Source organism: Paenibacillus sp. FSL W8-0919 (assembly GCF_038003785.1).
GTDB classification, from domain to species: Bacteria; Bacillota; Bacilli; order Paenibacillales; family Paenibacillaceae; genus Paenibacillus_AQ; species Paenibacillus_AQ lactis.
The window spans coordinates 2,462,428-2,485,454 of sequence record NZ_JBBOPV010000001.1; the positions used below are offsets into that span (position 1 = coordinate 2,462,428).

The 23,027-nt window shown below is 51.6% G+C and carries 25 protein-coding genes and 1 tRNA gene; 20 read left to right on the forward strand and 6 right to left on the reverse strand.

Features of this window, described 5'->3' with window-relative positions; all coding sequences use genetic code 11:
* The first annotated feature begins 5 nt into the window (after positions 1-5).
* The gene (locus NST44_RS10950; protein WP_213613807.1) at positions 6-1,631 is read left to right on the forward strand and encodes an alpha/beta hydrolase; all 1,626 of its coding nucleotides are present in this window, start codon (positions 6-8) and stop codon (positions 1,629-1,631) included.
* Between the two features lie 184 nt (positions 1,632-1,815).
* Here NST44_RS10950 and NST44_RS10955 read toward each other — a convergent pair whose 3' ends face one another.
* On the reverse strand, positions 1,816-2,469 hold the full coding sequence (locus tag NST44_RS10955; protein ID WP_007132394.1) for a PAS domain-containing protein: 654 nt from the start codon (positions 2,467-2,469) through the stop codon (positions 1,816-1,818).
* 178 nt (positions 2,470-2,647) lie between these two features.
* Between NST44_RS10955 and NST44_RS10960 the strand changes: the two genes are divergently transcribed.
* The 6 genes from NST44_RS10960 (at position 2,648) to NST44_RS10985 (ending at position 5,059) form a co-directional block, all read left to right on the forward strand.
* Positions 2,648-3,004, forward strand: a complete 357-nt coding sequence (locus NST44_RS10960; protein WP_210094585.1) for a helix-turn-helix domain-containing protein — start codon at positions 2,648-2,650, stop codon at positions 3,002-3,004.
* A gap of 99 nt (positions 3,005-3,103) precedes the next feature.
* Positions 3,104-3,186: transfer RNA gene (locus NST44_RS10965), tRNA-Leu, on the forward strand.
* Between the two features lie 192 nt (positions 3,187-3,378).
* A complete protein-coding gene (locus NST44_RS10970; protein WP_213613805.1) occupies positions 3,379-3,798 on the forward strand; it encodes an organic hydroperoxide resistance protein in 420 nt (139 codons plus the stop codon).
* Positions 3,799-3,926: 128 nt separating this feature from the next.
* Positions 3,927-4,169, forward strand: coding sequence for a zinc ribbon domain-containing protein (locus NST44_RS10975; protein WP_007132397.1), 243 nt, complete (start codon positions 3,927-3,929; stop codon positions 4,167-4,169).
* A gap of 89 nt (positions 4,170-4,258) precedes the next feature.
* Positions 4,259-4,540, forward strand: a complete 282-nt coding sequence (locus NST44_RS10980) for a hypothetical protein (protein WP_028406504.1) — start codon at positions 4,259-4,261, stop codon at positions 4,538-4,540.
* A 96-nt stretch (positions 4,541-4,636) separates the two neighbouring features.
* A complete protein-coding gene (locus tag NST44_RS10985; protein ID WP_213613803.1) occupies positions 4,637-5,059 on the forward strand; it encodes a thiol-disulfide oxidoreductase DCC family protein in 423 nt (140 codons plus the stop codon).
* Between the two features lie 21 nt (positions 5,060-5,080).
* Here the strand turns inward: NST44_RS10985 and NST44_RS10990 are convergent, their stop codons facing one another.
* Positions 5,081-5,971: a thermonuclease family protein gene (locus tag NST44_RS10990; protein WP_213613801.1), complete on the reverse strand. Its 891-nt coding sequence runs from the start codon at positions 5,969-5,971 to the stop codon at positions 5,081-5,083.
* A 319-nt stretch (positions 5,972-6,290) separates the two neighbouring features.
* On the opposite strand from NST44_RS10990, the gene NST44_RS10995 reads away from it, so the two are divergent.
* The 11 genes from NST44_RS10995 to NST44_RS11045 all read left to right on the forward strand — a co-directional run bounded on the left by NST44_RS10995 (position 6,291) and on the right by NST44_RS11045 (position 17,918).
* Positions 6,291-7,493 carry a hypothetical protein gene (locus NST44_RS10995; protein WP_213613799.1) on the forward strand — a complete coding sequence of 401 codons (1,203 nt, stop codon included), beginning with the start codon at positions 6,291-6,293 and terminating at the stop codon, positions 7,491-7,493.
* A complete protein-coding gene (locus NST44_RS11000) occupies positions 7,486-8,772 on the forward strand; it encodes a CpaF family protein (RefSeq protein WP_007132402.1) in 1,287 nt (428 codons plus the stop codon). The genes NST44_RS10995 and NST44_RS11000 overlap by 8 nt, the downstream gene beginning before the upstream one ends.
* Positions 8,732-9,586 (forward strand): type II secretion system F family protein, encoded by an 855-nt coding sequence (locus NST44_RS11005; protein WP_028406507.1) that lies wholly within the window; start codon positions 8,732-8,734, stop codon positions 9,584-9,586. Before NST44_RS11000 ends, NST44_RS11005 begins: the two co-directional genes overlap by 41 nt.
* A gap of 42 nt (positions 9,587-9,628) precedes the next feature.
* Positions 9,629-10,474 carry a type II secretion system F family protein gene (locus NST44_RS11010; RefSeq protein WP_373872020.1) on the forward strand — a complete coding sequence of 282 codons (846 nt, stop codon included), beginning with the start codon at positions 9,629-9,631 and terminating at the stop codon, positions 10,472-10,474.
* An 18-nt stretch (positions 10,475-10,492) separates the two neighbouring features.
* A complete protein-coding gene (locus NST44_RS11015) occupies positions 10,493-10,684 on the forward strand; it encodes a Flp1 family type IVb pilin (RefSeq protein ID WP_007132405.1) in 192 nt (63 codons plus the stop codon).
* Positions 10,677-11,351, forward strand: coding sequence for a TadE family protein (locus NST44_RS11020; protein ID WP_213613797.1), 675 nt, complete (start codon positions 10,677-10,679; stop codon positions 11,349-11,351). Before NST44_RS11015 ends, NST44_RS11020 begins: the two co-directional genes overlap by 8 nt.
* 2 nt (positions 11,352-11,353) lie before the next feature.
* Positions 11,354-13,576 (forward strand): hypothetical protein, encoded by a 2,223-nt coding sequence (locus NST44_RS11025; RefSeq protein ID WP_213613795.1) that lies wholly within the window; start codon positions 11,354-11,356, stop codon positions 13,574-13,576.
* A gap of 16 nt (positions 13,577-13,592) precedes the next feature.
* Positions 13,593-14,573: a TadE/TadG family type IV pilus assembly protein gene (locus NST44_RS11030; protein WP_213613793.1), complete on the forward strand. Its 981-nt coding sequence runs from the start codon at positions 13,593-13,595 to the stop codon at positions 14,571-14,573.
* Positions 14,574-14,733: 160 nt separating this feature from the next.
* Positions 14,734-15,246 carry an A24 family peptidase gene (locus NST44_RS11035; protein WP_213613791.1) on the forward strand — a complete coding sequence of 171 codons (513 nt, stop codon included), beginning with the start codon at positions 14,734-14,736 and terminating at the stop codon, positions 15,244-15,246.
* Between the two features lie 12 nt (positions 15,247-15,258).
* Entirely contained in the window at positions 15,259-17,289 is a 2,031-nt protein-coding gene (locus NST44_RS11040) for a DUF6382 domain-containing protein (protein ID WP_244869085.1), read from the forward strand.
* 200 nt (positions 17,290-17,489) lie between these two features.
* Positions 17,490-17,918 (forward strand): hypothetical protein, encoded by a 429-nt coding sequence (locus NST44_RS11045; protein ID WP_340899386.1) that lies wholly within the window; start codon positions 17,490-17,492, stop codon positions 17,916-17,918.
* Positions 17,919-18,147: 229 nt separating this feature from the next.
* Here NST44_RS11045 and NST44_RS11050 read toward each other — a convergent pair whose 3' ends face one another.
* From NST44_RS11050 to NST44_RS11065, 4 genes are all read right to left on the reverse strand, one after another.
* Entirely contained in the window at positions 18,148-18,483 is a 336-nt protein-coding gene (locus NST44_RS11050; protein ID WP_340901430.1) for a peptidoglycan-binding domain-containing protein, read from the reverse strand.
* A gap of 100 nt (positions 18,484-18,583) precedes the next feature.
* Positions 18,584-19,150 carry a hypothetical protein gene (locus tag NST44_RS11055; protein WP_213613785.1) on the reverse strand — a complete coding sequence of 189 codons (567 nt, stop codon included), beginning with the start codon at positions 19,148-19,150 and terminating at the stop codon, positions 18,584-18,586.
* A 139-nt stretch (positions 19,151-19,289) separates the two neighbouring features.
* On the reverse strand, positions 19,290-19,547 hold the full coding sequence (locus tag NST44_RS11060) for a peptidoglycan-binding domain-containing protein (protein ID WP_084046851.1): 258 nt from the start codon (positions 19,545-19,547) through the stop codon (positions 19,290-19,292).
* A 341-nt stretch (positions 19,548-19,888) separates the two neighbouring features.
* On the reverse strand, positions 19,889-20,362 hold the full coding sequence (locus NST44_RS11065; protein WP_007132414.1) for a DUF2621 domain-containing protein: 474 nt from the start codon (positions 20,360-20,362) through the stop codon (positions 19,889-19,891).
* Positions 20,363-20,488: 126 nt separating this feature from the next.
* Here NST44_RS11065 and NST44_RS11070 point away from each other — a divergent pair, with 126 nt between their 5' ends.
* The gene (locus NST44_RS11070; RefSeq protein WP_007132415.1) at positions 20,489-21,610 is read left to right on the forward strand and encodes a deoxyribonuclease IV; all 1,122 of its coding nucleotides are present in this window, start codon (positions 20,489-20,491) and stop codon (positions 21,608-21,610) included.
* 412 nt (positions 21,611-22,022) lie between these two features.
* Positions 22,023-22,922 (forward strand): formyltetrahydrofolate deformylase, encoded by a 900-nt coding sequence (gene purU, locus NST44_RS11075; RefSeq protein ID WP_007132416.1) that lies wholly within the window; start codon positions 22,023-22,025, stop codon positions 22,920-22,922.
* Positions 22,923-23,027: the final 105 nt, after the last annotated feature.

Genomic DNA, 23,027 nt, shown 5'->3' on the forward strand with positions numbered 1-23,027 from the left:
GAACAATGAACCGATATCAGAAGCTTTCGGCCTTGGACCGAGAACTAACCCTGTATTTGCCCCCCTCTTATCACCATTCGGACCGCTGCTATCCTGTAGCTTATGTTCAGGACGGCGGCGATTCCTTCATGGATTGCCTGAATTATTTAGAGCATCTGTTCAACGACGGAAGGCTCGGAGAGCTGATCCTGGTCGGGATCGCGACGGAGAACCGGAATGATGAATATACGCCATGGCCGGCGAAGTCGCTGCTTGAAGGCCGTCCTCCTTTTGGGGGACGGGGAAGAGAGTACGTCGATGAAGTCGCCGATCGCATCAAGCCTTACATTGACGAACGTTACCGGACGCTGCCGGAGGCGGAGCATACGGGGATCATCGGCGCCTCGTTCGGCGGGCTGATCTCCATGTTCGCAGGGTATTGGCGGCCGGATACGTTCGGACGGATCGGCATGCTATCGGCCTCATTATGGTACGAAGGCGTCATGGAGTTCATCCGTGGCCATGAGAAGCTGCCGCCGGGCCTCCGGGTCTATATGTCGGTCGGTCAATACGAAGGTGCGTATAAGCAAGGAATCCAGCAGTTTATGACCCCGAGCAATCTGGAGGCATACCGCATTTGGACGGGGAAAGAAGGAGCGGATTCCAGGGTTAAGCTACACGTGGACTCGGATGGAACCCATGATCCGATTTTTATGTCCAGAAGATTCCCGGATGCCGTATCGTGGCTGTTTGCCGAAGATGGCAGGGGGGCTGAGAAGTCCCGGGCAGCAGCGGAGCATGATGCAAGCACAGCGGGACAAGCCGTTGCGGCGGAAGGAATACGCGGCATCCCGGAGACGGCTGGGCCCGTTTATCGCATATCAGGCACGGTTACATGGAGCATGCAGTCGGAGTCGACTGGGCGCGTATACCGAATATCCGTGGCCGAGCCGATGGGACCGCCGCCTGAGTGCGGCTATCCGGTGCTGTATTCGCTTGATGCCAACGCATCCTTCGGGACGCTGGCGGAGGCGGTGAGGCTGCAATCCCGTACACCGCGCGGCATAACGCCTTCCATCATCGTCGGGATCGGCTACGACAGTGACAGTCCGATCGTGACGGATGAGCGGTTTTACGATTATACCGTGCCTGCAGCGGCACAAGAGCTCCCCGTCCGTCCGAACGGAATGCCGTGGCCGGAAACCGGCGGCGCCGAAGACTTCCTGGATTTTATCGAGCTTCAGCTGATCCCCCGCATTGCGTCGCGATATCCGGTGAATCCCGAGAAGCAGTCGGTGTTCGGCCATTCTTTGGGCGGTTTCTTTGTGCTCTATGCGCTGTTCACGAGGCCCCACATCTTTCGGCGGTATATTGCAGCGAGCCCATCGGTCTGGTGGAAGCAGCATGTGCTGTATAAGACATGGGAGGTCTCCAAGCCATTCCTTCAGCCGTTCGACTTGCAGCGGGAGCTGAGCATTTTTGTCGGTACCGAAGAAAAGCCCGCCATGGTCCAAGATGCAAGGGATTTATATGAGAAGCTGCGAGAGCACCGGCATTTGCTGCATACCGAGCTTCATGAAATCGAAGGGGAGGGCCATGTATCCGTGCTGCCGTCTCTGGTAAGCCCGCTTCTTCGTCTGATCAGTTCATAATAGGAAGCAACGCAGATATAACCAGTTATAACAAAACAAAAGCAGTATGGGACCCGATGGATCCTATACTGCTTTTTTTATAATGTGCTCGTATTTGAATCCGCCCGCATAGGCTGCAGGCCGCCAGGGTGGCGAACTCCGGGAATGGCGAATGTACGAAAAGCGAGGCGAACGATGAGTCTGGTTATTCCTCCGTTTCTCCGGTAGGGTCATCGTCCAGCGCGGAGGAATATTTCGGATAGAGTCTGCGGATGCATTCGGGACAAATATCATGCGTGAATTCGATGGGAAGGCGGCTCTCAAGATAGCTTTCCACCGGTTCCCAAGTCTCTTCCTGGCTGACATGCTTGCATACGGCGCAGATGGGGATGTGCTCCGGGAGCGGAAGGCTGCGGGCAATCGTCTGCTCAAGCAGGATTTGCCGCTGCTTATACTTTGTAATGTCGGTAAAGGAAAGGATGGCGCCGTGAATGAAATTGTCGCTGCTTACGGACAGCGGCTGTACCTCGCATAGCACCCAGAATACTTTACGGTTCCTGGAGACCGAATACTCCAGGACGCAATCCGGCTGGCTGCCTTCCAGAACGGCTCTGACCGAGGATAAATAATGTTCACCATCCAAGCAGCCAAAATCGACCTCCCCAAAGCACCAGGGCATAATATCAAAAAATGATGCCCCTTGCCATTGAAATTCAGGCGAGACACCATATCTTACGGACATCGTTACAAGCGGATCGTTTATCTTATCGATCATGCCGTCGGGCGTAATGATCATTAAGCCCCTGTTCAATGCATGGACGGCATAGTTCCAAGCTGTGCTCATGGTATCGTAGGGCAAAAGGGTTCGCTCCTCTTACGAAATAGACTCATGGGTAAAAGGTACAACGATCCATGGGTCCTATGGTATAATTTAGGCAACATAGTTAGATTATACACGTTTTTAAGTGCTTTTGCAAGAGTAAAATACGTAAATAAGTTATTTTCTTTGGAAAGAGAATCAGGAAGGCGGTTGTTTGATGCAGTCTATTTACCAACGAATCGAACATCTGATAGAAAGCCGGGGTATGACGAAGAAGGCGTTCTGTGAAACCCTCGGGATCAGCACAGGGAATTTTGGTGACTGGAAGCGAGGGAAAACAACGCCGAGTACGAATAAATTAATTGAAATAGCAGCATTTTTCTCCGTTAGCCTGGACTGGTTGATTATCGGGAAGGGCAAGCCCACCACCCGGGTGAATGAAACGAGAGAGGAATATGAGGCGGAAACGGCGCTATCCGCGCTGTCGGGTCTCGAAGAGCGCGAGAAGGAGTTCATCCGGGAGTACCTTGAGTTTTCGGCTTACCGCAGGGATAAGCGAAACGAGAAGACTTAGCGTCAAGGCTATGGCGTGCGGGAAATAATTGGATCTTTACAATTGTGGATTATGGCTATATAATAGGGAATGTTCTGCTGAAGAACTTCTTTATTATATGCGGTAGTGGTGGAATGGCAGACACGCTATCTTGAGGGGGTAGTGGGTGTATACCCGTGGAGGTTCGAGTCCTCTCTACCGCATTATGATTGAATCGGCATAAGAAGCTGTTGTTCAAGCGTAAGCTTGGGCATCGGCTTTTTTTGTTGTCTCGAACGCCCCGGTTTGACTCTTTCCTGTGCCGACAAAGCCTTTACATACCGTTTCAATTTGTGCCACAAGTTTAAAGTCTTATTGTAGCGTTCATAATAGGGCATGAAGGAGTGAGGCGAGTTATGAAACCATTGTACACGGCTGACGTGAAGGTTGTTGGTGGACGCGAGGGCTCGATCCAGTCGTCCGACGGAGCTCTTAATCATAAGCTTAGCATGCCGAAGGAGCTAGGCGGGCCCGGAGGGGAAGGAACCAATCCGGAGCAATTGTTCGCGGCGGGATACGGGGCTTGCTACGAAAGCGCGCTGGCGAATATCGCCCGCAAGGAAGGGGTAACGCTCAAAGACGTGACCATCCATTCCCAGGTGATGATCGGCAAGGATGAGGCGGACGACGGCTTTAAGCTGGCCGTGAAGCTGAAGATTGAGATGCCGGGAATCGAGCGGAGCCAGGCCGAGGAGCTTGCCAAAAAGGCGCATGCTTTCTGTCCGTATTCCAAAGCGACGCGAGGCAACATCGATGTGGAGCTTAACGTAGTCTGACGATTGAAATAGAAGGGGATTGTCCTCCATGCGGGATAATCCCCTTTTTTATGGCACAACAATATGGAACTTCTTCCATACTCTCCCGTATTCCTTTATGAAAAGGCAGCATGAAAGGAGCGCATACTATGCGTATTGAAGAGATGATCGCTGAACGGTTTGTCTGCAGCAAATGCCGCGGGACGCATTGCGAGACGAAGGAAGTATCCATGTCGGGAGCGGGGCTCAGCAAGCTGTTCGATATTCAGCACAATCATTTTTTATTTGTATCCTGCACCCATTGCGGGTATGTGGAAGTGTTTAATCCGGATATTTTGGAGGGGAAAAAGCGCGGCCAAATCGGCTCGATCCTTGATGTGTTCTTCGGTTGACATCGCCTTTAAAATTCTTTAATATGACTAAGTACCAGAAAGTACAACCAGTCATAAGCAATTACAAATCAATATAAACGGGTGATGACATGCCATACAAACCGCAGATTACAGATGTAACCAAAGCTGGGAGCAATGAGAAGGAAGGGTTGTACGAATTCATTATCCATTTGGCTGACGGAACGGATTGCCGCGTGTTCTACAACCGGTTTCCTGAATGGAAGATGACGGCGCTGAGCCGGCTTGGGAAAGTGCCATGCCCGGTATGCCGCAAGGATTTCATTTGTAAATGCATGGATAGATTTTCAGATGATTTCGATCAGCAGATGAGAGACGGCGAGTGGTTGAACAAAGCGGTCGAATCTGAATAAGGCGACTTATGATGAAGCGCGGGAATTTTCCTGCGTTTTTTCTTATTGGGCGAGTTTTCGAGTGTCGCATCGTAACCAAAGGAGGGCAGGTTGATTATGAAAAAGCCGAGCAAGGATAACGAAGAATACGCTATCGTGTTGATTGACGGGGTGTGTCACTTGTGCCAAGGCTTGACCCGATTTATTATCCAGCGGGATCCAGCCGGCCATTTCCGGTTCGCGTCGCTCCAATCGGAGATCGGGCAGTCACTGCTGGAGCAGGGAGGACTGATGCCGGATGGCGGGGATACGATGGTGCTGATCGAAAAAGGAAAGTACTACACCCGGTCGCAGGGGGCGCTGCGCATTGCCCGGCGGCTCCGCTTTCCGTGGCCGCTCGCCTATGCGATGATCATCGTGCCTCGTCCGATCCGGGACCGTGCGTACCGCATCGTGGCCAAGAACCGTTACCGCTGGTTCGGCCGCTCCGAGGCATGCATGATACCGACGCCGGATATCCGGCGCCGGTTCCTGTCGTAATCCCCAGAATGCGAATGGCCCCTATGAGCGGGGAGCCCGGAACCCGGCCGCGACGGCCTCCTCCTCGGTGCAGAACCATTGCTCCTCCTTTGTCCGCTCGTAGTACGGCGATTCGGGTGTGTGGTAGATCTTTTCGCCTTTCGAGTTGATGTTCCCTTTGATGCTGCAGCCGGACTTGGTGCTGCCCGCAGCTCCTGTCTCTGCCGGTTCCGGCGATTCCCCGGATGCGGCGCCGGTTGCAGCGGTTTTGGACTGCTCGTCCCCGTCCTGTTCTCCAGGGTGGAAGCCGTCCTCCTGCGCGTAATTCTCCACGCTCCAAATGCCGAGCGCCTTTTCCCTGCTGATGCGCTGAAGATCATTGAATTTATCGACATAACGGACGTTCGGAGGATAAATATAGGCTACCCGCGCCAGTCCCTGCTCGAGCAGCGCTTCTTGGACCATTTTTCCGTCTACATAAACGTACGCAAGCAACCGAGAGTACTTATCCCTGTTCGGACCGATATCGAATTCCAATTCGAGCTTGTCGGCTTGCTCAACGAGCTCCTTCGTGAAAGCTTTGGCCTCCGGTCCGAAAGGCTGGACTCCCAGCTTGGGATGGCTTGTTTCGGGCGTGTCAATCAGCAGCATCCGGACGTTCTCCTTCTTGCCTTCAAACATAACGCTGATCGTGTCTCCGTCCACCGCCTTGACGAGCTCGACGGGTACCCGGGGCAGGTTCAGGTCGTCAGTAGGATAAGAGCCTTGCTTCCCGTTCGGACTTTGGCTTTGTGCCGCCTTCGTGGACGTTGTCTGCTCCGTTTGGGAGGCGGCAGCTGCCTTTTCGTTCGAAGCAGGGGGCGCCAGCGGCTGGCTGCAGCCGGACAACAGCAGCAGACCGGTTAACAGTGCGGTTAAGATTCGTTTCTTCACGTGATGTCACTCTCCTGACTAGGCTGTATGATATGTATGGGTAGGGATTAGGAGACTCTATTAACCCATCCTATATAAGGAAGTTCTATATACGAAATATTTGCTCCAAGCTTTTATAGTATTGCATATATCCTTGTTTTGGCAATAGCGGCAAAGGCATATATCCTACAGAAAAATAATGCTTGCCGTCTGCTGGCGGCTATGCTATTCTAATGTCAAATTATAACAAGTCAACGGAAGCACCGTTCATGAACCGCAGGGTTGCGGTATGAATGGTGCTTTTTTGCGTTGTCAGGGAAAGGAAGAGGGGATATATGCAATGCTATCGGTACGATTCGTGCTGGCCGTACAGGATTCCAGGTATGTAGAACCGCTGCTGAACTACGTAAACGGAAGCTCCTATAGCTCGTCGATGCAGATAACCGCCTTCACACGGCAGGATGCGTTTCTTCATTATATGGAGTCGGGAGAACCCCCAGCTCTCGTGGTTGGAGATGCAGAGATGCTGATGGCATGGTTCCAGCTTGGCGACCCGACTGTGCCTTGGCTGCTGCTTAACGACGGTGCTGGGATGCCTGCTTCTTGTCCGGCGGGAGGATCCCATACTGCCAAGTACCAGCCGCTGCCGAAGCTGCTGGAAGCGATATCCGCCCGCTGCCACGGAAGCAGTACCTTATCGGGAGGCAGCAATGGGATCAGCGGCGGCGCGGGACTCCAGACCGGAATGGCTGCCGTCATCGGAGTTCTTTCTCCCTTGAGCGGGTGCGGCAAGAGCACGCTGGCGATGAATATGGCCAAGCAGTTTGCCGTATTGGGACTGCGGGTGTTTTACCTCAATTTGGAGAGCGTCAACAGTAGCGTGCTGTTTCCTTCAGGCTGCGACGGAATGGTGGGAAGCTTTTCCCGGCTTCTGTACGATATCAAGGCCGCTCAGGAAGGCGGATCAGAGAATGTTCTTCAGGTTATGCCGTACCGACTCAGGCATCAGGGGCTGAAATGCGACACGTTCGAGCCGAGCCTGCACGTGAAAGAGATCATGGAGATGACAAGGTCCGATACGGAGCTGCTGCTTCGATCGCTTGGATCCGCCGGCCAGTACGATGTCATTGTTGTGGATACGGATGGAGCGTCGGGGGTCCGGGAGGAGAGGCTGCAAGCGGTGCTTGAGCATACCGGTGCGTTGATCTGGGTCCTGCTGGACGATCCGATCAGCATGTTTAAAAGCGGAATCCGGATCGACCAGCTGCTGCAGTCGGGCGAGAGCTTCTCGGGCGGCTTGATGAAGCGGAGCAGGTTTGTTGTCAACCGTTATACCGGACAGCTTGTGAACAGGCCTCCTCGGCAAGACATCCGGATCGATTGCATGCTGCCTTATATCCCCTCCTGGAAGCAGCTTCACCAGCAGGAGCTGCTGCTGATGTCACCGATATACCAAAGGGAAGTTCTGAAGCTGTGCCGGCAGCTCCTTGGGGGTGGAGATTTCGGGCTGTCCGGCGAAAATAGGGGGGAACTCTATGCATGAGGAGCAGTTCCGTTCGGTTAGGGATCAGATTCGGTCGGAGCTGGATATGACCGGCAGCGTCCATAATTCCGAATTCATGGCGCGCATAGAGGACTTGGTGTGGAGGAGACAGGAGCTTGCAGGACTGACGGCCATGGAGAAACGGACTTTGGTTCGCAGAGTGTACGATTCCTTTCGCGGGCTGGATGTGCTGCAGCCGCTCGTCGACAATCCCCGAATTACGGAGATTATGATTAACAGCCACCGGGAGATCTTCATCGAGCAGGACGGAGAGGTGAAGCAGGTGCCGCTGCAGTTCGAATCGCAGGGAAGGCTGGAGGACATTATCCAGAGTATCGTGGGGAGTGTCAATCGGGTCGTGAACGAGTCTGTGCCCATCGTGGACGCCCGGCTGAAGGATGGGTCCAGGGTGAATATCGTGCTTCCGCCTATCGCGCTTAAGGGGCCGACCATGACGATCCGAAAGTTTCCGGATGCGCCGATGACGATGGAGGATTTGGTGGGACGGGACGCATTATGCCCGGAGGCGGCAGAGCTGCTTCGAATCCTGGTCAGGGGCAAGTACAACATTTTCATCGGCGGGGGGACCGGCTCGGGGAAGACCACATTCTTGAACGCACTTTCCCAGTTCATCCCGCCCGATGAACGGGTCATCACGATTGAGGACTCCGCCGAGCTGAAGATTGTTACGGTGCCGAATCTGGTATCACTGGAGACGCGGAATGCCAATACGGAGGGACGGGGCGAGATTACGATCCGTGACTTGATCCGTTCGTCGCTGCGGATGCGCCCGAATCGCATCGTTGTCGGCGAGGTCCGCGGCAGCGAGGCGCTGGATATGCTGCAGGCAATGAACACAGGGCATGAAGGCAGCCTTTCGACTGGCCACGCTAATAGCGTGAGGGATATGATCAGCCGATTGGAGACGATGGTGCTGAGCGGCTCAGAGCTGCCAATCAGCGTTGTCCGTCAGCAAATCAGTTCGGCTGTCGACATCTTCATTCATTTAACACGGCTTAGAGACCGTTCGCGTCGTGTGACGGAGATCAGTGAGGTGGTCGGGATGAGCGGCGGGGAAGTGCAGTTAAACCCGTTGTACCGCTTTCAAGAAACCGGGGAGGCTGACGGCAAGGTGCTTGGCCGTCTCGAAGCCTGCGGCAATCCGCTGCGAGGGACGGAGAAGCTGCGGATGGCCGGCATTACCGCCTGGCCCCTGCAAGGGGATGGAGGTGACTCTTATGAAGGCCAGCAGCCTCATGAGATCCGTGAAAGCGGATAAAGCGGGAGTGAAGCCGAAGAGACCAAAGGATCGGATAGAGCCTCAGCGCCAGCAACCCGACAGCAGCAGCCGGCTGCCCGACTACAGCGTGTACGTATTGTCCAAGCGAGAGAAGGTGCTATGTATACTGCTCGGCGCGGTGTTATTCTTCGCGATCGGATATCTGTTTTATCATCATGTGATTTTGTCACTTCTTCTTGGGGCAGCGGGATTTGCCGTTCCGAAGTTTTGGCGTCGTCACAGGCTGGAGCAAAGACGGAGAACCTTGAATCTTCATTTCAAGCAGACTTTGTACTCCTTGTCCTCTTCGTTGTCGGCCGGACGATCGGTGGAGAACGGTTTTAAGGATGCCGTACAGGATCTGCTCCTGCTGGATCCGGGCGGGGAGAGCGACATGATCTTTGAGCTAAAAGTCATCGGATCCCGGCTGGAATACGGGGAGGCGATCGAGGCTGCTCTCCAGGATTTTGCGCGAAGAGCCAGTATGGAGGATATTACGAATTTCGCCGATGTTTTTACGACTTGTAAACGAACCGGCGGGGATCTGGTCGAGGTCGTTCGAAGAACCTCTTCCATTATTGGAGAGAAGCTGGATATACAGCAGGAGATCTCCGTCATGATCGCCCAGAAGCGCTTCGAATCCAAGGCGCTGCTGGCTGCTCCGTTTTTATTGGTGCTGTTTATGAATATGACTTCGCCGGACTATATGGAGCCTATGCACAGCGGGGCTGGGATCTTTATATCTACCGCTGCTCTGATTGCTTTGGTCGGGTGCTTTTGGTGGATTACCAGGATGATGAACATCAAGGTATAAGGAGGTGAGGGAAGCGTGGTGGTATGGATATCCGCGCTGCTGATGGTTCTGCTCGGGGGTGGTTGGGTGGTGCTGAACCGGATCGGCGGTGAACGGTACCGGCAGCTGAGCAGGCTGCCCATGGAGGGACTGCGTCTGCAGAAGCTGACGCCGCCGCTGGTGTATTTGCTGGAGCGAAGCAAAGTTCCCATGAGATTTCCGATATGGTTCTACCGGATTCAAGGCTCGGTCCAGAAACTGCACGGATTGCGGCGCAGTCCGGAAATGACGCTGCTGTTCATGGCTGATGCGCTTGCTTATACTTGGCTGATTTGGATCGGGGGCTGCATTTGGTCATTGCTTACGGGCGAACCCATGGGAATGATCGCGGGATTTGGCCTAGGTGTACTACTGCCGATCGCATTGATCAGAGATATGCAAAAGAAAGTGCTGCTGCGTGAGCAGGAGATCGTAATGGAGCTTCCGGAGCTCCTCAGCAAAATCGTGCTGCTGGTGGGTGCGGGCGAGACGGTTCAACGGTCGATCGCGCATTGCGTGGAGCGGAGCAAGGACAAGAATCATCCCCTCTATAACGAATTGGGGAGGATGCTCTTGGAATGGGAAGGAGGCCATCCGTTCCAGCAGGCTTTCGAGCAGTTTAATAAGCGCTGCGGCGTCCAGGAGGTTTCGATATTCACGACGACGGTGCTGCTGAACTTCCGGCGGGGAGGAAACGACTTTGCGCTTGCCCTCCGTGATTTATCCCGGGTGCTGTGGGAGAAACGGAAGGCCATCGGCAGAACCCGAGGGGAGCAGGCATCCTCGAAGCTGGTGTTTCCGATGGTTGTTATTTTTATGATTGTCATAATATTGCTCGGCGCGCCTGCGTTTATGATGATGAACATGTAGAAGGGATCGGTGGATGCAATGATGCTGACCATACTAAAGAACAGAATGAAGCGGTTATGGAAGGATGAGAGCGGGATCGGTACGTTGGAGATGATCCTCATTCTGGTTGTTATTTTAATTATCGCTCTAATATTCAAAGATGAAATTACGGAGCTGGTAGACAAACTGTTCAGATCTGTAAACTCGAAGTCTGAGGAGTTCCTTGAGTAGGCGGCAGCCTGGAAAATGGAGGGACGAGTCGGGAAGCTTCACGATCGAGGCTTCTCTCGTTCTTCCGATCGTACTGGTTGTAACCGCGCTGCTTCTGTTCCTCTGCCTATATATTTACCAGAAATCCATGCTGGCTCAGGCTTCGGCTGCTGCGTCCGAGCGCACGGCATATATCTGGGACAACAGCCATAAAACGGCACCCTCCGGATCCGTGGAGCAAGGATTGCATGATTCATTGTATTGGCGGCTAACGGATGATCAACTGCTCGGGACCTTGTTTGGTTTGTCAGGCGGGGAAGCACCCAAGAGCATATCGATCCCTCAGGGAGAGAACCGGGACGGAAATCTTCCTGAACTTAAGATGTCCAAAGGAAGCACGGCCGTACCGGCCGGAATGAGCGGGGAGATGCAGTACAGCAACCAGCTGCTTATTCGCAAAGTAACGACCTCTCTGCATCAACAGGTATCGTTAACGCCGCTAAACCGTTTATTGGAAGATGGGGGACGGATCCAGGTTAGCGCGCAATCGGTCGTGGTTGATCCGGTTGAATTTATTCGAACGGTTGATGTCATGAGATACTACGGCTCCAAGTTTCAGGGCGGGAGGAATCGGACGGACCCATCAGCCGCTAGGGACGTATTACGGAAGTTCGGAGGTACGAGATAGTCATGGCGAAGCTAAGAAGAACAGGCATTGCCGGAGGAAGGAAGGGACTGTCCACTGATGGATCAGTATCCATTTTTCTGATTATTGCGTTAGCCGTGGTATTTATGTTTGTGGCAGTATTCATTGATTATTCCCGGATCGCTGCGATGAAGGTGCAGAGCGAGAGGCTGACCCGAGCCGCCGTCCGGTCCGTGATGTCCTCTTATGATCCCGGGCTCCAGCAGGAGTACGGTCTTTATGCCTCAGGGGACACCAGCGGGGATCTGATCATGGGAAAGGTGCTTAACGAAAGCTTGAATCCCGGGGAGCGGAGCGATGCTTTTCACCTGCTCTCCATGGAGGTCGACAGCTCCAGTCTGCAGCTGCAGCGTCCGCTCGGCGAGTATGAAATCTTTAACCGACAGATTTTGGAGGATATGAAATACAAAGCTCCGATTGATTTCACGCTGGAGCTTGTCTCCAAGTTCAAACCCCTCTCCCAATCCATGAAGGAAGCTTCCAACACGGTGGATGTGCTCCGGAAGCTTAGGAAGCTGTATGACAAGCGTGAAGCTGCGCTTGATGAGATGCTGGACAAGCAGCGCAAGGCGGGAAAGAATGCGGAAGTGCTATCGAGGCATATCATGGATCCTCTCGGCACATCTATCGAGGATGCTTCATTGGGCGGTAGCATTCGAACCGCGGCGGATGCAGCATCGCAATATGAGGATTACTGGACGAAGAAGCAGGAGGATGCCGACAGGCCGCCCAAGGAGAAGCTGTATACCCTTTCCATTATGGCTTACGAAGCAGGCGTTTCGTCGATCGGTTCGCGAATATCAGCCGAGGCGAGCCGTTTGCAGCGGGAGAACGACCAGCTGCTGACCGAGGCTTTGAGGCTGTGGGAGAAAGCCCGAACCCTGAACGAAGAGATGAAGCAAGTGATTCAGGAATCCGAGAACCGCTCCTCTAACGCCGGTTACGATCTGGTTACACGTGACAACACGCCTGCCGCATCTGCCTCGGAGGGCACGGACGCCGAGACGATCCAGGCCATCCGGAAGCAGGCCGGTCAATTGATCCATGGCGAAGAGTTGTTACATGGTCTGAAGGAGGACATAAGATCCCAGCAGCTGCAGGAGCAGTCGGTACAGCGGTCCGTTTCATCGCTTCGTTCCTCATTAGGAGGCGGTGGAGCGAAAGGGGCTGTGCTGGAGGCGAGCCGAGTTGTCAGAGAATATATTTCGAGCTACGGAACTTCAGGGCCGTCCAATGTTGTAGACCGTAATCAGGCGAAGCTGGAGCAGTATCGTTCTTCGGACAAGGAGCGGAAGGCAATGGAGAAGCAGGCAAACGGGAAATTGAAGGAGGCTTCCCGGGTCATTAGCGCGATTAACGGGCTTGAAGGCCAAAGTCAGGCAATCCAGGACGAGTTTCGAAAACTGCAAGCCTATTACGATGAGAGTCTTCAATTTAATCAAGAACGAAACGATGGAGCTTCGGGCAGATCCATGGATGATGACCCGTATGACGCGGGCAAAGCTGCGATGGATAATATGGACGGAATGTTTGGCTTCATGGGGGAGGCTCTTGGCGGGGTAAGGGACGAGCTGTTTCAGAATGAATATGCCGTTCATTATTTTCAGCATTTCGACCCGTCGAAGCTGTCCGGGATCATTAGCGGCTCATCCTCCGTAGACGAGCTGGCGGGGGAGTTTGCGATTGCCAATCAGGAGGTGGAATACATCCTTTACGGCTTTCACAATCCCGCCGGAAATATTTCTGCCGCGTATGCTGAAATATTTGCCTCCCGGCTCGCGATTCGTACGATGGAAGGCTTCGTCGTCAACAGTAAGCTGGGAAACCCGCTAGCCATATTGGCTGCTGCTCTCCTGTACGGAATTGAAAAGGCAATCGCGGATATGATTGAGCTGTGCAAAACGGGTGAGATTGAGCTGTCCAGGTACGCTCCGGTCAAGCTGACGTATCGCGATCATTTAAGAATATTTATGTTTATTCACAGCAACAACGAGAAGAAGCTGTCCCGCATGCTGGCTTTAATCCGGCTTAACACCGGAGTCAATCCGGCTGAGCGGATGACGTATGCTTCCGGTGAAGTGAAGACGGCAATGCGAATATGGTTTCTCCCCGGGTTATCGAAAGCGCTGGGTCAGGTATTCGGCAGCGCGGACGAGGTTCAGGGCAACCGTTATATCGTAACGCGGACAGCGGATTTTTCTTATTAGGTCAGGAGCTCATGGAATGAAACGATCTACAGATTGGGCAAAAGGCGGCCGTAGAGGCGGAGCTGGAGGAGAACGGGGCAGCATCGTTGTCGAGGCAGCGCTAGTGCTGCCGATGTTCATGTTTTTTGTGATCTTTCTTATTTATATGGTGCAGATGACATTGATTTCAACCGCACTCCATGGTACGGCTGCGGACGCAGTCAAGATGGTCGCCTCCCACATGTATCCGGTGTCGCTTGCCGTTCAGCAGAATTCGGCAGGTGGGGAAGCGGTAGAGTCGGAGAGCACATCCCATTGGGAAATTCCGAGGCTATCTTTAAGCGACTGGGCCTCACAGTACAGTGATTCGCTGCCTTCACCTGTCAACGAGTGGATTGTTCAGGCTGTTGCCACGGGTGAGGAGCCGCTGCAGCAGCTGAAGAACCAGACCGTCGAAGCGGTATTGGATCCTGTGATTAAACCTTTGCTGCAGCCGTTCACGCAAAGCGGCCTTCTGGATGTCGACAGGATTCATGTATCCAATGTGCGCGTGCCGAATCTAAAAAGCGGACAAAGTCCGTACTTTGGAATCGAGCTCAATTATGATCTGCCGATTCGGGTGCCTTTCCTGAACAAAAGCATCGTTCTGCAGGCGAAGGCCCAAGAAAGGCTGTGGATCGGGGATACAGGAGAGGGCGGGGAAGGAACGGGCGGGGATGGCAGTGCGCCCGGCGGGACGATTCAGCTGCTCGAGAAGCCGAATCCTGCGGTAGCAAGCCGGCAAGCGACCGTAAAGGTGAAGGTGGAGCCCGGAATGGATGCGAATCTGTCCGTTTATTACAAAAGCGGGCAGAGCACGGCCAAGTATTTGGGCTGGAAAACGGCGGACGAACACGGCTATATCGAATGGGAATGGAATGTCGGCTTCAACACAACGCCCGGCACTTGGCCGTTCGTAGTGGAGACGCGGAATGGAGAACGACTTGAAGTGATGTTTACCGTGGTGGCTAGGCCGTGAGCAGGCAGAGATCCTGCCGTTTTTCGAACTCACCGGGCACTGCATATTCAGTAGCTTGAGCGATTCATCAAGGCGGACGGACAAAGTCGCATTCATGGAGGCTGGGTGTGGCCCTGTTCGTTTCGGTGCGGTATCCTGCCCTGAAAGGAGATGACTTCATTTGGGAATGGCTTATGGTATTTGTGCCATGTATTTGATTGCTGCTTTTATAACGGATCTTCGCTCTATGAAAATTCCTAACCTGCTTACGGTTGCCTCCATGGTTCTAGGGCTTACCTACCACGGTGTCCTGTCAGGGGGCGAAGGGCTGCTGTTCTCGCTGCAGGGACTTGGCACAGGTTTTTCCATCCTGCTGGTCATGTATGTAATTGGAGCGGTGGGTGCCGGGGACGTCAAGCTGTTTGGAGGAATCGGGGCCTGGACCGGACTGTGGTTCACGTTACAGTCGATCATGTACTCGGTTCTGTTTGCGGGGGTGATTGCACTCGCCATCTTATTATGGCGGCGGGAGACATTTCTCAGATTGCGAAAAGTTATCGGCAGTATGATGGGAGTACTCATGTTCAAAAGCCTTGCGCCATGGCGGAGCAGCCAGGAGGAGCAGCTGCGGTTTCCGTTCATGATCGCGGTGCTTCCGGGGGTCATCAGCGCGTATATAATGCTCCATATGTAGGAGGTGCGATTCGTGTTAGGGTTGAAAACGGATTTTGTTCAGAACGACAGGACCATGATGATCCTCGACCGGGAGCAGGGAATCCGTGCCGATGAACTCAATGAAGTACAGTTAGGCATGATTCGTTCGTCAAGCATTCCCCACTTTCTGAAGCTGCATATCAAGGAAGTAGATTACAAAATCACGATGGAATATGACATTACCGGCAAGAAAATGCTCTCCCAAGCATTGAAAGCCGAGCGCATGTCTCTGACCGAGTATTACGGATTGCTGCTTCAGATTGTGACGGCATTGCATGACAGCAGTCTGTATATGCTTAAGGCCGAAAACTTCATTCTGCACGAAGATTACATATTTATTGCTGGATCCTTGCGGCTGGGGACGCTGTATTTAACCTACCTTCCGCTCGAGACTACGGATGAAAGCGGCCAGCTGAGGTCATCCCTGAAAGAATGCATGACAAGACTTCTTGCTTCCGTAACGGAGTTAAAGGGAAGAGGCGTTCAGGCTTTAATGTCATTTTGCGGGGAACAGAGCTTTAGTCTCCCCGGCTTGAAGAGGCTGATCATCGAGCTGCTTGCTGGTGAAGATGATGGCGTTATCTCTGGACGGACGGATACCCGGCCGGAATTAAGCGTAAGCGAGCCGGGTATCCGTCCTGTTCGGTCAAGCGTGCTGAACTCCGGCAGCACAAGCCCGAATTCCGGGAATGATCAGGCTGGAGCCTGGTCAAGGACCGGGCAGGAAGCGCCCGTTGACCGGAGCAATCTTATCCGCAGTATTCATTCAGCGGGCCATTCAGGAATGGAGCGACCGGAACGGATCGATAAGCCGATTCGCCCGCGCTTCGGGGCTGCCTCATGGCTCCCGGATCGGAATGAGGAAAGCGCGGAGCCTGAAGACCCTGAGCAGTCTTCCCCGCTTCGGACCTATATATTATTAGCATGCATGCTGGCTGCTGCAGCAGTCTGGCGATTGCTGTATTTGAGCCGGCCATCTCTGCTCACCCTCGGATTATCCGCAGGTATTACGATTCTGCTGGCCGCGGCAGCATGGCTGGGATGGCAGGGGAAGCTGCAGACATTATTCCGCAGGACGGACCAATGGTCAGGTGCGCTGCCGGCGATGGAGTCCACCGAGCTTGAACATTACGGCCCCTCCGCATGGAAGGCGCCTCCCCGGTTTCAGGCAGACCCGTTATCCGGACTGCTAAATGGAGGAGAGCATATCCATCGGGAGGATCGTCTGGATGATCGGAAGACACTTGATTCAAAAGAGAAATGGCGATGGAAATCTCCAAGAACGGATACTGAAGCCGATGAAGGATCAAATCAAAACGTGGAAACTCCGTTCCATGGTGGAGCCTCGCTGCGGGGTGGAATAGGGGCCAGTGGTTTCACGGACAGGGGGATAGAACCAGGCAGCAGCTTTGCTGGACAATCCCAAAGTCCGACCAATGACCAGGGACAGTCTATGGCAGGCCGCAACAAGGAAGCATACAAAATTTTAGAAATGTATTCCCAACCAGGAGCAAGCTCTTCTTCTCAAGGATACGGAAACGCCGAAGCAGCAGCTGGTGAGGAGGATTACTACGCGCATTTAAGCGAGCATACCGAGATCTTATCCTCGTCAGGGGATGGCGGAACGGTTCTGTTAAGTCAGGGTTTTGTTCCCGGGAAGCATCCGCAACGACATGCCTATTTGGAGGTCCGCTCCCCGGAAGGCGGTGTGCCAGAGCGGGTCGAAATTAACCAGCCTCACTTCATTATCGGCCGGTCTGCCGAGGTGGCGCAATATGTGGCTCTGGGTGTAGGTACATCACGGGCTCATGCGGAGCTGTCGCGCGGAGCTGAAGGGTATGTGCTCAAGGACTTAGGATCAAGAAACGGTACGGTACTAGAAGGTGAAGCCATGGTTCCTTATAAAGAATATGCGATAGCAGAAGGGAACGCATTTATCATTGCCGGCTGGTCCTTCACGTTCAGAAGCAGTTTGGATGGATCCGGTGGCTCTATGCACGTTTCTGAACGCTCTTTTAAGTAAATTTCTTTTTTATAAGAGCCAGCACACCTTTTAAGGTGTGCTGGCTCTTTGTTAATTTTGAATCTAGCATCGTGAATCTACACCCAAAATCCATTCTGAATGTAGACCTTCATTCACCTTCGGTAACGCTGCTAGGATTTATGATCTTTGATTTCTTCGTGAATATGGTAAAATACACCTATTCGCTTATAAGGACTATCATGAGAGGAACGAGAATTTTGCGCAGAAAAATTAAAACCAACCTATTCTACTTGGCTGCAGGAATATACATTGGCATTGCAATCGTATCCTTTATTCCGTGGATTGACATCGGCGTAAAAATTACTGCTTACACAAGTATCATCGCATTATTAATAACAATCTATGACTCTTCCAAGGTTGCCCTGGCGTTAGCTGCAGCAGAAGGGAATCCGCGAAAAGAAAAAGTCCGCTATGTTTTTATGTTAGCTATGAAGATCTTATTGGTCATTTCGCCATTTGCGCTGTTGTATTGGATTAATTATGAGGATGATGAGGCAGTTATAGCAAGAATAAGCAATTACGTTACATTTGCTGCCCTTGGAGTTGTATTCTTTACAAGAGGAATGGAATTAAAAAGTCAATCAAACGACAGGCAAAAGGGAATGTAATCGATGTCCTCAATAAGACGGTCCAACTTTGAATTTAATCTCAACCCACTAATACCATAGAGATTAGTAGTGATCATAACCTTTTATTCATTTATCATAATCACTTTATTAAATCTATTCATAATAAACAACGCCACTATCTACCACTCCACCGCTTCAGTTCCTATAGACTAGAAGCCAAAGAAACGATTTCTCGCCAATACCGTTTGTTTCGTAAGCATAGTTAGTTCTATAGGGTTGTACTACCTGGGTGCTGATAGTAAAAGCTTTTAGTAGGATTTGGATAAATGGTGTAATTCCCCATCTCATCACAAGTGCTCGGCCCGGTTATTCCATCGGATGCTAATCCTTGTCGGGATTGAAATGATTTCACGGCCGAAACAGTGTTTGATCCGTACTGTCCATCGATGGAGCCTACAGTTGACATGTACCCCGTTGACCACATATTTGCTTGAACTGCTTGAACTGCTTGAACTGCTTGAACATAATCACGGGATGATCCTTGTCTTTGAGTTGGCCAACCTGAAAAATTAGCATAGATTCGATGAAGCCCGATCCGTGATATTCTGTTAAGATAATCAGATTCGTCTTGCGTTCAATGATGAGTTTAATTATAAGCATTGGCAGGTACATGGCAAAGATTATTAACATTGAATCCTCACAAATCAGATTTTTAAATTAATTTGTTTAGCGACTTCAAGTAAGTAATCTATACTTACTTCATCGAATACTGTAAGTACTGAATAGACGTAGTCATTTGATATTATGTGAATAACCTTTCTATGTTGGCCCTCAACCAATATTGCTGGCAGTCCATTTATATTTGAGACATTTATATTTGCGTCTGAATAAATTCCCGAGTTGTAATAATCTATTGCTTCCTGTTGAGTAACATTTGATGCAGATTGAATTAAATCAACCGCAGCACCACTACTAAGATTATAGTTAGCTACTATTTCAAAGCCTATTCCATTATTTGTGGAATAGGCTCCTACCAAGTCCACAATTGGATTTTGGTTTACTTCACTGGATGATAATGTGGCTGTCTGTTTCGCTAAATTAAGAGGGATGTGAATTTCATCTTCTGGGATTGCACTAATATCCTGAAAGGTGATTTTGTTGTTAACTGTATCGTCAGGTGTTGTAGTCTCAACTATCTCACGTGCGTCTTCATTTTGAATATCATAACCAGTTTTTTCTGTAGCAAATGCAGTGTAAAGCTCCACCACCAACTAATAATACTGTAGACAGTAATATGCTTAGTTTTTTATTCATTGGAAATTTGCACTTCCTTCCATTTTTTTATTTCTAGTTACTATATACTAGACCTTCATTTACCACACCGCCTGAGCCTGATCTATAGACTAACACCTAATGACAATTTGTACCGCCTCCTCCGTTTGGAAAGAAAGAATAATTAGTTCTATAGGTTGTGCTCCCTGGATGTTGATAGTAAAAATTGGGGGAACTAGGGGATGGGTAAACAGTGTACCGCCCCATCTCATTCCAAGTGCTAGATCCAGTTACCCCATCTGATGTTAACCCTTGTCGGTGTCGTGTCTGAAATGACCTTACTGCGGAAACCGTGTTAGTTCCATAGACTCCATCAATATTACCTACTGTAGACATGTAATATATATAAACCCGAAAAAAATAAAAAAAGTTACAAAAACTTAGGAAAAAATATTAAACATAACTTGCTGGATCAGACAGTAGCTAACCGTCAGCAGTTGGTTTAGATCGTAAGCCAACAATTTACTGGATTTCACGTCCCCAGTTGTAGTTCTTTGTCTGCAAACCAGTCGCATTCGGCTGAGGAACTTCAACTCGTCTTTTATCCGCTCTCATATTTTGCAGATCCTAAAAAATAGGGCTGTTCCAAATGGTCAATATTTCATGACCTTTTGGAACAGCCCAGATTGCAGTTCTTCCAGCTTTCAGTATGATACTATCGTTAGAATTATAAGCAATCATTTATTAATGAGATGCTGATACGGTGTATAATCGATATTTTTCTTCTGGAGGAAATTCATCAAGAATTTGTAGTCGCGCTTCGGCGTGGCTACGATGTAGCCTTTAATGCAGTGGTCGCGGGTTACTTCGGTTGCCCCGGATTCGACGGCGATCTTGCCGATCTCGGCTGCAATCGAGTGCTTGGCGATATCGCGGAATGGACCGGGAACCGGCTGAACCAGCTCGTCCAAAAAGGCCTTGGATTCATCCGTCCACAGCGGGCGGCTCCGTTCCACCCAGTAATTTTGCCAATCCAGCTTGGATTTGCCGTCGGCCTTCGGCAGCACCTTCAGGAACTTGCGGAACATGAAAAATCCACCGATGCCCATCAGTCCGAGCATGACCCATCCCCAGAACGCGATGGTATTCATGAACCATGACGGCGGCGCGCTGGACGACAAATACCCCAAGACGGCCCCTGTGCTCTTCATCTTGTATATCACCTCGAACGATTTTTGTCACATGACAGTTTCATGAGAATTATAACGCATTTCTAGATTTATTTCGATATACAAGCTAAAATAGGTGTAATTGTGTGTCACAAAGGGGGAAATTTTATGTTGAAAATCGGGTCCCATGTGTCCTTTTCGGACAAGGGGTTGCTGACTGCAGCGACAGAGGCTAAATCATACGGCTCCAGTTCGTTCATGATATATACCGGCGCTCCGCAAAATACACGGCGCAAGCCGATTGAATCGATGTTTATCGAGGAAGGCAAGCTGGCCATGCAGGAATGCGGCATTGAGGAGATTGTGGTGCATGCGCCTTATATTATCAATCTCGGCTCGTACAAGCCGAACACGTATGAGCTTGCAGTGAGCTTCCTTCAAGAGGAGATCCGGCGCACCCATGCCGTTGGCGTGAAGAACATCGTGCTTCACCCGGGAGCATACACCGATAAGGATGCAGAATACGGCATTGACCGGATCGCCGAAGGCCTGAATGAGGTTCTTGGCGGTACCGATGAGACGGAAGTGCATATCGCTTTGGAGACGATGGCCGGCAAAGGCACCGAGATGGGGCGCTCCTTCGAAGAGATTGCTTCAATTATCGATAAGGTAAAATATAACGACCGGCTGGCGATCTGCCTGGATACATGTCACATTCACGATGCAGGCTATGACATCGTCGACGATCTGGACGGTGTCCTGGAGAAGTTTGATCAAGTGATTGGCCTCGACCGGTTGACGGTGGTTCACATTAACGACAGCAAAAACCCGCGCGGCGCGGCCAAAGACCGCCACACCCCGATCGGAACAGGCTGGATCGGATACGATGCGATTCACAGGATCGTCCATCATGAGAAGCTCCAAGGCCGTCCGTTCATCCTTGAGACGCCGTGGATCGGGAAGGATCCGAAGACGCAGCGTCCTATGTATGAGATCGAAATCGCGCTGCTGCGCGGTGATGTGGAGCAACGCTTTGGACAAGCATTCATTCAGCAGGTCGAACAGCTGCATGAATTTTTTGCGAAGGAAGGCATCGAATCCCGTTCGTTCGTACTGGATACATGGAATTTGTTGAAAAACGATGCTAAGGCCAAAAAAGCCGATCCTCGCGAGCCGATGGAACGCTTATACGATATGGTGATGTCCGCCGAGCTGTTCCCTGAGCTTTCGGAAGAGCAGGTCAACCAGCGGCTGATCGCCTATTTGTCCGGAGCTTCCCTTACGGCTTAATCGCCTGAAATCGAATTTACAGCAGCAAGCTGGGCGGCTGGCCAATGGTACGGGAACAGTATGGCTAATACCGGCATCCAGTGCGGTCCGGGAGCGCCAACACAGTGGATGACACGAATCCTCCGCTGGAAGAGCTTCCGGGTCTCGCGGATGCACGAGCTGAATGATGGATGATGAATGCGGAAATCATGATGCATTCCCCGTAAGGATGAGCATGTACTAACTGAAGCGATGATGCGATGCATTCCTCGACAGATTGAGCATGGCCGAGTGATGTGCATCCCTCGTATGAATGAGCATGGATAACCGACAGATGTGCATCCGCGGATGAATGAAGCTGTTATAACGAAAGATAATGTATTACCCTTGTTTAGAATGATGTATTAGATATAGAGGAGGATCACCAAGACTTATGGAAATTCACATCAAGAAAGACCGGCCATCCCCTGCGGACCAATATCCTAACCGAGCCCGTATGCTCATCTCCTGCCCGGACGGACCAGGGATTGTAGCGGCGGTCTCCCAGTTTCTGTATCAGCATGGCGCGAACATCGTGCAGTCGGACCAGTACACCATGGATCCTGACGGCGGCATGTTCTTTATCCGCGTCGAGTTTGACCTGGAGGATCTTACGTCCAAGCTGCCGCAGCTGGAGGAATCGTTCCGCCCAATTGCGGACCAATTCAGGATGGAATGGAAAATTTACCATGCCGCGCGCAAAAAGCGCCTTGCGATATTCGTTTCCAAAGAGGATCACTGCCTCGTAGAGCTTCTCTGGCAATGGCAGGCGGGAGATCTTGATGCCGATATCGCCCTGGTCGTGAGCAATCACCCGGACATGAGGGAGTACGTGGAATCCTTCGGCATTCCGTATCACCATATTCCGGTAACGCCGGAGACGAAGCAGGAGGCGGAGAAGCGGCAGCTGGAGACGATCGGCGACGATATCGACGTCATCATTTTGGCGCGCTATATGCAAATTATTTCGCCGACGTTCATCGAGCATTACCGCAACCGGATCATTAACATCCATCATTCCTTCCTGCCTGCATTTGTCGGCGGCAAGCCTTATGCACAAGCTTATAACCGGGGTGTCAAAATCATCGGTGCCACTGCTCACTACGTAACCGAAGAGCTTGACGGAGGTCCGATCATCGAGCAGGACGTACAGCGGGTGAGCCATCGCGACGACGTCAACGAGCTCAAGCGCATCGGCCGTACGATTGAACGCGTTGTGCTGGCAAGAGCCGTGAAATGGCATGTTGAGGATCGGATTTTGGTGCATAACAACAAGACGGTTGTATTTAACTAAACGTACAAAATAATCAGCTTAGCGAAGTCATCCATATAGTCTCGACACGTACTACAATGGAGCAGCCTGACACTTTAACGCTGCAATGGATTGACTGAAGATCCC

Bases quoted from the DNA above. Each gene is read 5' to 3' on its own strand.
- NST44_RS10985 (WP_213613803.1), top strand. From the start codon at position 4,637: ATGAAAAAGCCGAGCAAGGATAACGAAGAATACGCTATCGTGTTGATT.
- NST44_RS11070 (WP_007132415.1), top strand. From the start codon at position 20,489: ATGTTGAAAATCGGGTCCCATGTGTCCTTTTCGGACAAGGGGTTGCTG.
- NST44_RS10995 (WP_213613799.1), top strand. From the start codon at position 6,291: ATGCTATCGGTACGATTCGTGCTGGCCGTACAGGATTCCAGGTATGTA.
- NST44_RS11005 (WP_028406507.1), top strand. From the start codon at position 8,732: ATGAAGGCCAGCAGCCTCATGAGATCCGTGAAAGCGGATAAAGCGGGA.
- NST44_RS11025 (WP_213613795.1), top strand. From the start codon at position 11,354: ATGGCGAAGCTAAGAAGAACAGGCATTGCCGGAGGAAGGAAGGGACTG.
- NST44_RS11045 (WP_340899386.1), top strand. From the start codon at position 17,490: ATGAGAGGAACGAGAATTTTGCGCAGAAAAATTAAAACCAACCTATTC.
- NST44_RS10980 (WP_028406504.1), top strand. From the start codon at position 4,259: ATGCCATACAAACCGCAGATTACAGATGTAACCAAAGCTGGGAGCAAT.
- NST44_RS11015 (WP_007132405.1), top strand. From the start codon at position 10,493: ATGATGCTGACCATACTAAAGAACAGAATGAAGCGGTTATGGAAGGAT.
- NST44_RS10960 (WP_210094585.1), top strand. From the start codon at position 2,648: ATGCAGTCTATTTACCAACGAATCGAACATCTGATAGAAAGCCGGGGT.
- NST44_RS10975 (WP_007132397.1), top strand. From the start codon at position 3,927: ATGCGTATTGAAGAGATGATCGCTGAACGGTTTGTCTGCAGCAAATGC.
- NST44_RS11000 (WP_007132402.1), top strand. From the start codon at position 7,486: ATGCATGAGGAGCAGTTCCGTTCGGTTAGGGATCAGATTCGGTCGGAG.
- NST44_RS10970 (WP_213613805.1), top strand. From the start codon at position 3,379: ATGAAACCATTGTACACGGCTGACGTGAAGGTTGTTGGTGGACGCGAG.
- NST44_RS11010 (WP_373872020.1), top strand. From the start codon at position 9,629: ATGGTTCTGCTCGGGGGTGGTTGGGTGGTGCTGAACCGGATCGGCGGT.
- NST44_RS10950 (WP_213613807.1), top strand. From the start codon at position 6: ATGAACCGATATCAGAAGCTTTCGGCCTTGGACCGAGAACTAACCCTG.
- NST44_RS11065 (WP_007132414.1), bottom strand. From the start codon at position 20,362: ATGAAGAGCACAGGGGCCGTCTTGGGGTATTTGTCGTCCAGCGCGCCG.
- NST44_RS11060 (WP_084046851.1), bottom strand. From the start codon at position 19,547: ATGTCTACAGTAGGTAATATTGATGGAGTCTATGGAACTAACACGGTT.
- purU (WP_007132416.1), top strand. From the start codon at position 22,023: ATGGAAATTCACATCAAGAAAGACCGGCCATCCCCTGCGGACCAATAT.
- NST44_RS11030 (WP_213613793.1), top strand. From the start codon at position 13,593: ATGAAACGATCTACAGATTGGGCAAAAGGCGGCCGTAGAGGCGGAGCT.